This is a genomic window from Pseudomonas sp. MF7453, from assembly GCF_016405455.1.
Classification (GTDB): Bacteria; Pseudomonadota; Gammaproteobacteria; order Pseudomonadales; family Pseudomonadaceae; genus Aquipseudomonas; species Aquipseudomonas paralactis.
In genome coordinates this window covers 60920-73134 of record NZ_JAEKCN010000005.1, presented here as the reverse complement: position 1 = coordinate 73134, position 12215 = coordinate 60920, and the positions used below count along the sequence as shown (strand labels likewise).

At 60.1% G+C, this 12215-nt stretch carries 10 protein-coding genes and 1 pseudogene; 8 read left to right on the top strand and 3 right to left on the bottom strand.

The window, feature by feature from the left end:
* Positions 1–82 precede the first annotated feature (82 nt).
* A complete protein-coding gene (locus tag JFT63_RS09730) occupies positions 83–742 on the bottom strand; it encodes an HAD family hydrolase (RefSeq protein WP_057701816.1) in 660 nt (219 codons plus the stop codon).
* Complete coding sequence (locus tag JFT63_RS09725) at positions 739–1281, bottom strand: gamma carbonic anhydrase family protein (protein ID WP_057975185.1); 543 nt, start codon at positions 1279–1281, stop codon at positions 739–741. Before JFT63_RS09725 ends, JFT63_RS09730 begins: the two co-directional genes overlap by 4 nt.
* Positions 1282–1383: 102 nt before the next feature.
* Between JFT63_RS09725 and prlC the strand changes: the two genes are divergently transcribed.
* Both prlC and JFT63_RS09715 read left to right on the top strand, forming a co-directional pair.
* The gene (gene prlC / locus JFT63_RS09720) at positions 1384–3435 is read left to right on the top strand and encodes an oligopeptidase A (protein ID WP_332875236.1); all 2052 of its coding nucleotides are present in this window, start codon (positions 1384–1386) and stop codon (positions 3433–3435) included.
* Complete coding sequence (locus JFT63_RS09715) at positions 3432–3707, top strand: YheV family putative zinc ribbon protein (RefSeq protein ID WP_017528719.1); 276 nt, start codon at positions 3432–3434, stop codon at positions 3705–3707. The genes prlC and JFT63_RS09715 overlap by 4 nt, the downstream gene beginning before the upstream one ends.
* A gap of 108 nt (positions 3708–3815) precedes the next feature.
* Here the strand turns inward: JFT63_RS09715 and JFT63_RS09710 are convergent.
* Positions 3816–4269: pseudogene (locus JFT63_RS09710) on the bottom strand (hypothetical protein).
* A gap of 275 nt (positions 4270–4544) precedes the next feature.
* On the opposite strand from JFT63_RS09710, the gene JFT63_RS09705 reads away from it, so the two are divergent.
* From JFT63_RS09705 to JFT63_RS09680, 6 genes are all read left to right on the top strand, one after another.
* Positions 4545–5297, top strand: a complete 753-nt coding sequence (locus JFT63_RS09705; protein WP_198843856.1) for a gluconate 2-dehydrogenase subunit 3 family protein — start codon at positions 4545–4547, stop codon at positions 5295–5297.
* A 2-nt stretch (positions 5298–5299) separates the two neighbouring features.
* The gene (locus JFT63_RS09700; RefSeq protein WP_198843855.1) at positions 5300–7084 is read left to right on the top strand and encodes a GMC family oxidoreductase; all 1785 of its coding nucleotides are present in this window, start codon (positions 5300–5302) and stop codon (positions 7082–7084) included.
* Between the two features lie 12 nt (positions 7085–7096).
* The gene (locus tag JFT63_RS09695) at positions 7097–8395 is read left to right on the top strand and encodes a cytochrome c (protein ID WP_057701811.1); all 1299 of its coding nucleotides are present in this window, start codon (positions 7097–7099) and stop codon (positions 8393–8395) included.
* An 81-nt stretch (positions 8396–8476) separates the two neighbouring features.
* The gene (locus JFT63_RS09690) at positions 8477–9535 is read left to right on the top strand and encodes a PA0069 family radical SAM protein (protein WP_198843854.1); all 1059 of its coding nucleotides are present in this window, start codon (positions 8477–8479) and stop codon (positions 9533–9535) included.
* Positions 9536–9764: 229 nt separating this feature from the next.
* Positions 9765–10493, top strand: a complete 729-nt coding sequence (locus tag JFT63_RS09685; RefSeq protein ID WP_005783421.1) for a carbonic anhydrase — start codon at positions 9765–9767, stop codon at positions 10491–10493.
* A gap of 85 nt (positions 10494–10578) precedes the next feature.
* A complete protein-coding gene (locus JFT63_RS09680) occupies positions 10579–12120 on the top strand; it encodes a SulP family inorganic anion transporter (protein WP_198843853.1) in 1542 nt (513 codons plus the stop codon).
* The last annotated feature ends 95 nt before the right edge of the window (positions 12121–12215 follow it).

Below are 12215 nucleotides of genomic sequence, written 5' to 3'. Positions count from 1 at the left end.
GCAAGCCAGCTCCCACAGTTGACCGATTTTCAACATGAGAATGCGGTCAACTGTGGGAGCTGGCTTGCTTGCGAAAGCGGTCTCAAGGACGCTGCAAAAACGCCTGATGCATCTGGTCCAACGTCTCGAAATGCCAGGTCGGTGCCTCTGCATTCAGCTCTTCAAAACTACCAAACCCATACCCCACGGCGGCTGAATCCAGCCCATTACTGCGTGCCCCTATCAAGTCATGCTTGCGATCACCGATCATCAGGGTGGTGGCCGGGTCCAGCCGTTCCTCACGCATCAAATGCGCGATCAATTCGACCTTGTTGGTACGCGTGCCGTCCAGCTCACTGCCGTAGATCACCTTGAAGTGCTTGGCGAAGTCGAAATGCCGCGCAATCTCGCGGGCAAATTCCCACGGCTTGGAGGTAGCCACGTACAGCTGGCGCCCTTGGCTGTTGAGTTCCTCCAGCAATGGCATCACGCCGTCGAACACGCGGTTTTCATACAAACCGGTGACCTTGAAGCGCTCACGGTAGAAATTTACCGCTTCCCAGGCCTTGGCCTCGTCGAAACCGTAGAACTGCATGAACGCTTGCAGCAGAGGCGGGCCGATGAAGTGCTCAAGCTTGGTCAGGTCGGGTTCGTCGATACCCAATTTGCCAAGAGCGTACTGGATCGAGCGGGTAATGCCCTCACGCGGGTCGGTGAGCGTGCCGTCCAGGTCGAAGAGGACCGTTGGGTGGTTGAGGGTCATTGATCGAATCCTTCTGCCAGGTGCAGGTCTTTGAGCTTCACGTAGTTCGCTGCGCTGTAGGTGAAAAAGGCACGCTCCTTGTCCGTCAGCGCGCGGACCTGTTTAACCGGGCTGCCCACGTACAGGAAGCCGCTGTCGAGTTTCTTGCCAGGCGGCACCAGGCTGCCGGCGCCGATGATGACGTCGTCTTCAACCACGGCACCGTCCATCACAATGCTGCCCATGCCGATCAGGACACGGTTGCCGACGGTGCAGCCATGCAGCATGACCTTATGGGCGATGGTCACGTCGTCGCCGATCAGCAGCGGGAAACCCTCGGGATTGAATGGCCCAGCGTGGGTGATGTGCAGCACGCAGCCGTCCTGCACGCTGGTGCGGGCGCCGATGCGGATGCGGTGCATGTCGCCGCGAATCACCGTCAGCGGCCAAACCGAGCTGTCGGTGCCGATTTCGACATCGCCGATCACCACCGCCGAAATATCGACAAAAGCCCCGGCGCCCAGGGTTGGCGTGTGGTTCTGATAGGTGCGAAGGGTCACGATAGCCTCTCTCTCTTCTGCTGATAGCTGCGGTGGGTGTTGATTGTAATTAAGATGGCCCCATCTTTGTTCTTACATGTTTCTTCAGCCAAGGTGCCCACCGTGAGCGCGAACAACCCTCTTTTGCAGTCCTACGACCTGCCGCCGTTCTCGGCGATTCGTGCCGAGCACGTCCAGCCGGCCATCGAACAGATCCTTGCCGACAACCGTTTGGCTATCGCAGACATCCTGCAAAGCCAGGGCAAAAATCCGACATGGGCCGGTCTGGTCCTGGCCATGGATGAGCTCAATGATCGCCTTGGCGCCGCCTGGAGCCCGGTCAGCCACCTCAATGCCGTATGCAACAGCGCCGAGCTGCGTGAAGCCTACGAGGCTTGCCTGCCGGCCTTGAGCGCTTACTCCACCGAGATGGGCCAGAACCGTGAACTGTTCCAGGCTTTCGAAGCCTTGGCCAACAGCCCCGAGGCCGCGGGTTTCGACGTGGCGCAAAAAACCATTCTGGAGCATTCCCTGCGCGATTTCCGCCTGTCGGGTATCGACTTGCCGCCGGAGCAGCAAAAGCGCTACGCCGAAGTGCAAAGCAAGCTGTCCGAGCTGGGCAGCAAATTCTCCAACCAGTTGCTGGACGCTACCCAGGCCTGGACCAAACACGTCACCGATGAAACCACCCTTGCCGGCTTGACTGACTCGGCCAAGGCGCAAATGGCTGCGGCCGCCCAGGCCAAGGGCCTCGATGGCTGGTTGATCACCCTGGAATTCCCCAGCTATTACGCCGTGATGACCTATGCCCAGGACCGCGCCCTGCGTGAAGAGGTCTACGCGGCCTACTGCACCCGTGCGTCGGACCAAGGCCCAAATGCCGGTCAGAACGATAACGGCCCGGTGATGGAACAGATCCTCGACCTGCGTCAGGAGCTGGCCCAATTATTGGGTTATGCCTCCTTCGCCGAGTTGAGCCTGGCGACCAAGATGGCCGAATCCAGCGATCAGGTGCTGAGCTTCCTGCGGGACCTGGCCAAGCGCAGCAAGCCGTTTGCTACCCAGGACTTGCAACAGCTCAAGGCATACGCCGCCGAACAAGGCTGCGCCGACCTGCAAAGCTGGGACAGCGGTTTCTATGGCGAAAAATTGCGTGAGCAGCGCTACAGCGTGTCTCAGGAAGCGCTGCGTGCGTACTTCCCGATCGACAAGGTGCTGGGCGGTCTGTTTGCCATCGTGCAGCGCCTGTACGGCATCGAGATTGCCGAGCAGAAGGGTTTCGACACCTGGCACCCTGACGTTCGCCTGTTTGAAATCAAGGAAAACGGCGAGCATGTCGGGCGCTTCTTCTTTGACCTGTATGCCCGTGCCAACAAGCGTGGCGGTGCCTGGATGGACGGTGCCCGCGATCGTCGTCGCACCGTCGATGGCGTGTTGCAAAGCCCGGTCGCCAACCTGGTGTGCAACTTCACGCCGGCCGACAGCGGCAAGCCTGCGCTGCTGACCCATGATGAAGTCACCACTCTGTTCCACGAATTCGGCCACGGCCTGCATCACCTGCTGACCCGCGTTGAACACGCCGGTGTATCCGGCATCAACGGCGTGGCGTGGGATGCCGTGGAATTGCCGAGCCAATTCATGGAGAACTGGTGCTGGGAGCCCGAGGGCCTGGCGCTGATCTCCGGCCATTACGAAACCGGTGAGCCACTGCCTCAGGACCTGCTGGAAAAAATGCTCGCCGCGAAAAACTTCCAGTCCGGCCTGATGATGGTCCGCCAGCTAGAGTTTTCGTTGTTCGACTTCGAGCTGCACGCCACCCATGGCGATGGCCGCAGTGCGGCCCAGGTGCTTGAAGGTGTACGCGATGAAGTTTCGGTGATGCGTCCGCCGGCCTACAACCGCTTCCCCAACAGCTTCGCGCACATTTTCGCCGGTGGTTATGCGGCGGGTTACTACAGCTACAAATGGGCCGAAGTGCTTTCGGCCGACGCCTTCTCCAAGTTCGAAGAAGACGGCGTGCTCAATGCCCAGACCGGGCGTGCGTTTCGCGAAGCGATCCTGGCGCGTGGCGGTTCCCAGGCGCCGATGGTGCTGTTCGTCGATTTCCGCGGACGGGCGCCGTCGATTGACGCACTCTTGCGCCACAGCGGCTTGAGTGAGGACGCGGCAGCATGAGTGAAGGGCCTGTGATTACCAAAAAGCAATTTATCGCCGGGGCGGTCTGCCCGGCGTGCAGCGAGCCGGACAAGTTGAAGATGTGGACCGAAGACAGCGTGCCGCACCGCGAATGCGTGGCCTGCGGGTATACCGATACGCTGAATGATCAAGGCCTGTCGGTGCCTAAAGAGCTGGGCACGCGGGTCAATACGTCGGCGTTGAAAGCGCCGGCGGACCCTAAAGTGCAGGCAGTGCAGTTCTTCCCCAACCCGAAACTGAAAAAAGACTAACCCCGCGCTCACTGTAGGAGCGAGCTTGCTCGCGAAGAACGTCAACGATAACGCGCGTTTCCTGGATAAACAGTGGCGTTGTTGAGTTTTTCGCGAGCAAGCTCGCTCCTACAATTTTTTCTCTTCCTTACCCGTTGTGGTGATCCAGTCTTTCATTGAGCACAACGCAAAGGCGCTGGTGCTGCAATCCCCATTCGCCAAAGCTGTACGCAACTGCCTGAATCGCTCTGATCGCCGCCAGCACCTCGGAATCGTCGACGTGGTTGGTGCGATAGCTCAACTGCACCTGTTTGATATCAGATGATTGAAGCCACTGCGCATCAGATTCCGGCAGGAAGTTGATGACCGTAGCGATCCTGAGTTTCTGCAATAGGGGCAGCGCACGCTCGTCCGGCAAGGCGCTGCGATAGAGCGTGGGTGTCATTTGGTGCAGGTTGTATTGGTTACCCACCGGCTGGGCCCATTCCGGCGAGCGGATCGACGCAGCCTCATCGGCTTGTACGGTGTTGAACAGGCTCATGAGCGCCAGGCCGAGAACCAGCAGTAAGCGTGTGTTGAATATGAACGTTGTGACTGAGCTGGGAAGTGGCTGATGGGCCGCAGAGTCACTTAAAGCGGGTCAATACAGCGTGAGGTCGGCGTCAAAGAATCGTGATACTTGCGATCTGATCCGGTGTTTTTGTCACCGAATCGATATCGCTGAATTCTTAGCCTGCTATCATTTGTAACTAATGTTTGCCATTGTGCTGTATCTGCTTGGATCCAATTAGCGACAAAGCCTTCACGCTGCTCCCAGAAGCGGCGGATAAACCCGTGACCACATGATGAGGTGTACCCATGTCTGATCAAGATCAAGACAACCCCCGGCGTGACTTTCTACGCAAATCCTTGACCTTGATCCCGGTGGTCACGGTTGCCAGCACCGGCCTGGGTGGTTCGATGCTGATGGCCACGCCTGAGCCTGCCCAGGCGGCGCCAGCCAAACCTGCGGCGAGCGGTAAAGCCTATGAGCCGAGCTATTTCACGGCCGAGGAATGGGTGTTTATCAACGCCGCCGTCGAGCGCCTGATTCCCGCTGACGCCCAAGGCCCAGGCGCTCTGGAGGCTGGCGCGCCGGAATACATCGACCGCCAGATGAACACCCCTTACGCCAGTGGCGCCCTGTGGTTCATGCAAGGCCCGTTTAACGCCGATGCAGCGCCGGAGATGGGCTGGCAGAGCAAATTGGTGCCCAAGGAGATCTATCGCCTGGGTATTGCTGCTACGGATGCGTGGTCGAAAGCGTTCAACGGTAAAGCTTTTGCTGATCAAGACAGCGCTACCCGAGACGATATGCTTAGGCGTCTGGAGGCTGGCGGCAGCGAAGTGGCGGCGCACTTCGACGCCGTGCCGCCCAGGATGTTCTTTAACCTTTTGCTGCAAAACACCAAGGAAGGCTTCTTCTGCGACCCTATCCACGGCGGTAATAAAGGCATGGTCGGCTGGACCATGATCGGCTTCCCCGGCGCCCGTGCCGACTTTATGGATTGGGTGGAACGCAACGAGCAATACCCCTTCCCGGCTGTTTCCATTCGCGGCGAGAGGGCATAAACGTGGCGACCATCATGAAGAAAGTGGATGCGGTGATTGTTGGTTTCGGCTGGACCGGCGCAATCATGGCCAAGGAGCTGACAGAAGCTGGCCTCAACGTGGTAGCGCTGGAGCGCGGCCCGATGCAGGACACTTACCCAGACGGCAACTATCCCCAGGTCATCGACGAATTGACCTACAGCGTGCGTAAGAAGCTGTTCCAGGACATCTCCAAAGAAACGGTGACCATTCGCCACAGCGTGAATGACGTTGCCCTGCCCAATCGTCAGTTGGGCGCGTTCTTGCCGGGTAATGGCGTTGGTGGCGCGGGGCTGCACTGGTCGGGCGTGCATTTTCGCGTTGATCCGATCGAGTTGCGTATGCGCAGCCATTACGAAGAGCGCTACGGGAAGAACTTTATTCCCAAGGACATGACCATCCAGGACTTCGGCGTCAGCTATGAAGAGCTGGAGCCGTTTTTCGACTATGCGGAAAAAGTCTTCGGCACCTCCGGGCAAGCCTGGACCGTTAAAGGCCAATTGGTCGGCGAAGGCCGTGGCGGCAACCCCTACGCACCGGATCGTTCCAACCCGTTCCCGCTTGAAGCGCAGAAAAATACCGTCTCCGCCCAGCTGTTTCAGAAAGCGGCGACCGACGTAGGTTACAAACCTTACAACCTGCCGTCGGCCAACACGTCGGGGCCGTACACCAACCCCTACGGTGCACAGATGGGCCCGTGCAACTTCTGCGGTTTTTGCAGTGGCTACGTGTGCTACATGTACTCCAAGGCCTCGCCGAACGTGAACATCTTGCCGGCCCTGCGCCAGGTACCCAACTTCGAGTTGCGGCCCAACTCCCACGTGCTCAAGGTCAACCTCGACAGCACCAAGAAGAAAGCCACCGGAGTCACCTACATCGACGCCCAGGGCCGCGAATGCGAACAACCGGCCGACCTGGTGATTCTTGGCGCATTCCAGTTCCATAACGTGCGCCTGATGCTGCTGTCCGGCATCGGCAAACCCTACGACCCGATTACCAACGAAGGCGTGGTGGGCAGGAACTTCGCCTACCAGAACATGGGCACCATCAAGGCGTTCTTCGACAAGGACACCCACACCAACAACTTTATCGGTGCGGGCGGCAATGGCGTGGCCATCGACGACTTCAACGCCGACAACTTTGACCACGGTCCCCACGGTTTTGTCGGAGGCTCGCCGATGTGGGTCAACCAGGCGGGCAGTCGGCCCATTGCCGGTACGTCCAACCCGCCGGGTACGCCGGCCTGGGGCAGCGCCTGGAAGCGCGCCACCGCCGATTACTACACCCATCAGGTCTCCATGGATTCCCACGGTGCCCATCAGTCCTACCGCAGCAACTACCTGGACCTGGACCCGGTCTACCGCGATGCCTACGGCCTGCCGCTGCTGCGCATGACCTTCGACTGGCAAGAAAACGACATCAAGATGAACCGTTTCATGATGGAAAAAATGGGCAAAGTGGCCCAAGCCATGAACCCCAAGGCCATCGCCGTGCTGGGTAAAAAGGTCGGTGAGCATTTCAATACCGCCTCCTACCAGACCACCCACCTCAACGGTGGCGCGATCATGGGCACCGACCCGAAAACCAGTGCGTTGAACCGCTACCTGCAGTGCTGGGATGTGCACAACGTGTTCGTCCCGGGCGCGTCTGCTTTCCCACAAGGCTTGGGCTATAACCCTACCGGCCTGGTGGCAGCGTTGACTTATTGGTCGGCTCGAGCGATTCGCGATCAGTACCTCAAAAACCCCGGCCCACTGGTTCAGGCATAAGGAGCGATGACCATGAAAGCATTCGTTATCGCCTCCCTGGCGCTGTTCAGCAGTTGCTCGATCAGCGCCGCCGAAACCGACTTGATCAAGCAGGGTGAATACCTGGCACGTGCCGGCGACTGCGTCGCCTGCCACACCGCCAAGGGTGGCAAACCCTTCGCCGGTGGCCTGCCGATGGAAACCCCCATCGGTGTGATCTATTCCACCAACATCACCCCGGACAAAACCGGCCTGGGCGACTACAGCTTCGAAGACTTCGACAAGGCCGTGCGCCATGGCGTCGCCAAGAACGGTAGTACGCTTTACCCGGCGATGCCCTACCCGTCTTACGCGCGTGTCAGCGACAGCGATATGCAAGCGCTGTATGCGTATTTCATGAAGGGCGTCGAGCCGGTCGCTCAAGAGAACAAGGACAGCGATATCCCCTGGCCTTTGAGCATGCGTTGGCCGTTGGCCGCGTGGCGCTGGATGTTTGCGCCGGCGGTCGAGGCGCAGCAGGCCCAAGCCGCTGCGGATCCGGTGATCAGCCGTGGCGCGTACCTGGTGGAGGGCCTGGGACATTGCGGCGCCTGCCATACGCCGCGTGCCCTGACCATGCAGGAAAAAGCCCTGAGTGCCACTGACGGCAATGACTTCCTGTCTGGCAGCGCGCCGCTGGAGGGCTGGATTGCGAAAAGCCTGCGCGGCGACCACAAGGACGGCCTCGGCAGCTGGAGCGAAGAGCAACTGGTGCAGTTTCTCAAGACCGGCCGCAGTGACCGCAGTGCGGTGTTCGGCGGTATGAGCGATGTTGTCGTCCATAGCATGCAGTACATGTCGGAAGATGACCTGACGGCTATCGCCCGATACCTCAAGAGCCTGCCGGCAGTCGATCCGAAGGACCAGCCGCACCAGTACGACAAGCAGGTAGCCGAAGCGCTTTGGAAAGGCGATGACAGCAAGGCGGGCGCCTCGGTGTATATCGACAACTGCGCGGCCTGCCACCGCACCGATGGTCATGGCTATACGCGGGTGTTCCCGGCGCTGGCGGGCAACCCGGTAGTGCAGACGGCGGACGCCACCTCGTTGATCAACATCGTGCTGAACGGCGGCACCTTGCCGGCGACGCACACTGCGCCTTCTACCTTCACCATGCCGGCGTTCGCCTGGCGCTTGTCGGACCAGGAAGTGGCGGATGTGGTCAGCTTTATCCGTGGCAGTTGGGGCAACCAGGGTGCTCCGGTAAACGCCAGCGATGTGGCGGACCTGCGCAAAAACGATATGCACACCACCTCGGGTGATGATCTGGGGCAGGTGACGCAAAAGCACTGATTTTTCCCCCGCCGCCCAACGGCACTGGTCAGCAGCCTCGCGCCTCGATACTGTATATAAAAACAGTATCGAGGCGTTTTCATGACTACTGCGCTGCCGCCCCGGGGTCGGGGCACGGCCACCAACCTGCACAACCGGTTTGCACCTACGCTCAGCGTGGCCGAGGACGACGGCTGGTACCAGGAGGTGCCGCCCACTCAGGGCACCGAGGTACGTATCGAAACGGCCAAAACCATCATCACCCGCAACAACTCGCCGGATTTGCCGTTCGATCGCTCGATCAACCCTTACCGCGGCTGTGAGCATGGGTGCATCTATTGTTATGCGCGGCCCAGCCATGCCTATTGGGACATGTCGCCAGGGCTCGACTTCGAGACCCGGCTGATCGCCAAGAGCAATGCGGCCGATGTGCTGGAGCAACAGCTGTCCAAGCCTGGCTATGTGTGCGCGCCGATCAACCTGGGCTCCAACACCGATCCGTACCAGCCTATCGAGCGCGAATACAGGATCACGCGGCAAATCCTTGAAGTGCTGCTACGCTACCGGCACCCGGTGACGATCATCACCAAGGGCTCGCTGATCCTGCGTGATCTGGACCTGCTCACCGAGTTGGCCCGTCAGCGCCTGGTGGCGGTGATGATCAGCCTCACCAGCCTGGATGACGAGCTCAAGCGCATCCTGGAGCCCCGCACGGCGGCGCCCAAGGCCCGATTGCGGGCCATTCGGGTGATGCGCGACGCGGGTATCCCGGTGGGCGTGTTGTGCTCACCGATGATTCCGATGATCAACGACAGTGAGCTGGAAAGCCTGCTGACCGAGGCCCATGCGGCCGGTGCGCAAAGCGCGGCGTACATGATGCTGCGCCTGCCATTGGAAGTAGCGCCGCTGTTCGAGGAGTGGCTGGCGGCACACTATCCGCAACGTGCGGCTCATGTGATGAGCCTGGTGCGTCAGGTGCGCGGCGGTGAGGTGTATGACAGTCGCTTCGGTGTGCGCATGAGGGGTGAAGGGCCGTTTGCCGATTTACTGGCTCAACGCTTCAGCAAGGCGATCAAGCGTTTGGGGTTGAATCGACGCGAAGGATTCAACCTGGATTGCAGCGCATTCTGCCCACCGGGCAGGCAGATGGCATTGTTGTAAACTGAAGAAGATGACGGTGAAGTTGCTGTAGGAATGGTCGCGTTTTGACATCACTGAAACCCGCGTTCTAGAGCGGTTCATTCAGTTTGAGTTAAGTTTCAGTGGTTACCTTGTTCAGCGAGTGACTGACGAGTCGACGCCTTGGCCTGCGGTGCTTTTACAACTATTTCACTGTGCTGGCGTCGAATTGACCTGACCCCCTTCCCTGCATTGATCAAGAGGATGAATCATGAGTGACAAGGATAAACAGCCGTTGGCTGCGTCGGCTTCAGCCCCTGTGGCGGAGTCCGCCGATGCAGCGTTGCAACATATCGTTGACGGCTTTTTGCATTTCCATCACGACGTCTTCCCCCAGCAGGAAGAACTCTTCAAGAAACTTGCCACGGCCCAGAGCCCACGGGCAATGTTCATTACCTGCGCCGATTCGCGCATCGTGCCCGAGCTGATTACCCAAAGCTCCCCTGGCGACCTGTTCGTGACCCGTAACGTCGGTAACGTGGTGCCTCCCTACGGCCAGATGAACGGTGGCGTCTCCACGGCCATCGAATACGCGGTGCTTGCCCTTGGCGTACAGCACATCATTGTGTGCGGGCACTCCGACTGCGGCGCGATGCGTGCGGTACTCAACCCCGACAGTCTGGAAAAGATGCCGACGGTCAAGGCATGGCTGCGTCACGCTGAGGTCGCCAAGACCATGGTCCACGACAACTGCGACTGCGCCAACGAAGGCGAGAGCATGGCGGTGCTGACCGAAGAAAACGTTATCGCCCAACTGCAACATTTGCGCACCCACCCTTCCGTGGCTTCGCGCATGGCCAATGGTCATTTGTTTATCCATGGCTGGATCTACAACATCGAGACCAGCGAAATTCGAGCCTACGATGCGGACAAAGCGGCGTTCCGACCGCTGAACGGCACCGAGCCGATCCCTTCAGCGACGCCTAAAGCGCGCTTCTAACACACTTCCCTGCCGGGTAACGCGGTGGCTGCCATGGACGCAGCCAGGCTTTACCGTGCCCGGCGAATGCCTCGGGAGAGTCATCATGCGTGCTGCTCAATTGAAAGCTGTATTGCCACGGGAGCTGCTCGCCTCGGTGGTTGTGTTTCTGGTCGCCCTGCCGCTGTGCATGGGCATTGCGATTGCGTCCGGTATGCCGCCGGCCAAGGGGCTGATCACCGGGATCATCGGTGGCCTGGTGGTGGGCTGGTTGGCGGGGTCGCCGCTGCAAGTCAGCGGCCCGGCGGCGGGTTTGGCGGTACTGGTGTTCGAACTGGTGCGCCAGCACGGCATGATGATGCTGGGCCCGATCCTGTTGCTGGCCGGCTTCCTGCAACTGGTGGCCGGGCGTCTGCGCCTGGGCTGTTGGTTTCGTGTCACGGCGCCAGCGGTTGTCTATGGCATGTTGGCGGGGATCGGCGTGCTGATTGTGCTCTCGCAGATCCATGTGATGCTCGATGGGGCGCCCAAGCCCTCCGGGCTGGATAACCTGGCAGGCTTTCCGGCGGCGGTGGCTGAAGCGGTTCCGACCCTGGGTGGCGGGCTCGGGTGGCAGGCTGGCCTGCTAGGGCTATCGACCATGTTGGTCATGTACCTGTGGGACAAATTCCGCCCACGGCAATTGCGGTTTGTGCCGGGCGCCCTGCTGGGTGTGGGCCTGGCGACCGTCACCAGCCTGGTGCTGGCATTGCAGGTCAAGCGCGTTGAAGTCCCGGAAAATCTCGCGGATGCCATCGATTGGCTACGCCCCAGTGATCTGCTCAACCTAGCTGACCCACAGCTGTTGATCGCAGCTTTCGCGGTGGCGTTTATTGCCAGCGCCGAAACCCTGCTGTCTGCCGCAGCGGTGGACCGTATGCACAGCGGCCAGCGTTCCGATTTCGATAAGGAGTTGTCTGCCCAAGGTATCGGCAACATGCTGTGCGGCCTGGTGGGTGCTCTGCCGATGACCGGCGTGATCGTGCGCAGCTCGGCCAATGTCCAGGCTGGCGCCACTACACGCATGTCGGCGATGTTCCATGGCCTGTGGCTACTGGGCTTCGTGCTCTTGCTGTCGAGCGTGCTGCAAAGCATCCCGGTCGCGAGCCTGGCGGGTGTGCTGGTGTACACCGGGATCAAGCTGGTGGACGTCAAGGCGTTCAAGGCGCTGGGGCGTTATGGGCGGATGCCGATGTTCACCTATGCAGCCACGGCACTGGCAATCATCTTTACCGACTTGCTGACCGGTGTGCTGGTGGGCTTCGGGCTGACCCTGGTCAAGCTGGCATTCAAGGCGTCCCGATTGAAAGTCAGCCTGGTCGACCTGCCCCAGGACGGTGAGATGGAGTTGCGTTTGACCGGTGCCGCGACCTTTCTCAAGGTGCCAGCGCTGACGCAGGTGCTGTCTTCGGTGCCGGCGGGGACCACGTTGCACGTGCCGCTGAGTAACTTGAGTTACATCGACCACTCTTGCCTGGAGTTGCTGGAGGAGTGGGGCCGGGCCAATGCGGCCAAAGGCTCGACGCTGGTAATCGAGGCACGGGGATTGAAGCGCCGGCTGGAAGGCCGAGTGCGTACGACGGTGGGGATCGGATCAGCGCCTGTCTGAGCGCCAAAAAATTGTGGGAGCCGGGCTTGCCCGCGATGGCGTAGTGTCAGCCAACAAATTAGCTGACTGACCCACCACCATCGCGGGCAAGCCCG

What these genes read in the sequence shown, in the direction of transcription:
- JFT63_RS09730 (WP_057701816.1), bottom strand. Translation starts at nt 742, where the DNA reads ATGACCCTCAACCACCCAACGGTCCTCTTCGACCTGGACGGCACGCTC.
- JFT63_RS09715 (WP_017528719.1), top strand. Translation starts at nt 3,432, where the DNA reads ATGAGTGAAGGGCCTGTGATTACCAAAAAGCAATTTATCGCCGGGGCG.
- JFT63_RS09705 (WP_198843856.1), top strand. Translation starts at nt 4,545, where the DNA reads ATGTCTGATCAAGATCAAGACAACCCCCGGCGTGACTTTCTACGCAAA.
- JFT63_RS09695 (WP_057701811.1), top strand. Translation starts at nt 7,097, where the DNA reads ATGAAAGCATTCGTTATCGCCTCCCTGGCGCTGTTCAGCAGTTGCTCG.
- JFT63_RS09690 (WP_198843854.1), top strand. Translation starts at nt 8,477, where the DNA reads ATGACTACTGCGCTGCCGCCCCGGGGTCGGGGCACGGCCACCAACCTG.
- JFT63_RS09685 (WP_005783421.1), top strand. Translation starts at nt 9,765, where the DNA reads ATGAGTGACAAGGATAAACAGCCGTTGGCTGCGTCGGCTTCAGCCCCT.
- JFT63_RS09680 (WP_198843853.1), top strand. Translation starts at nt 10,579, where the DNA reads ATGCGTGCTGCTCAATTGAAAGCTGTATTGCCACGGGAGCTGCTCGCC.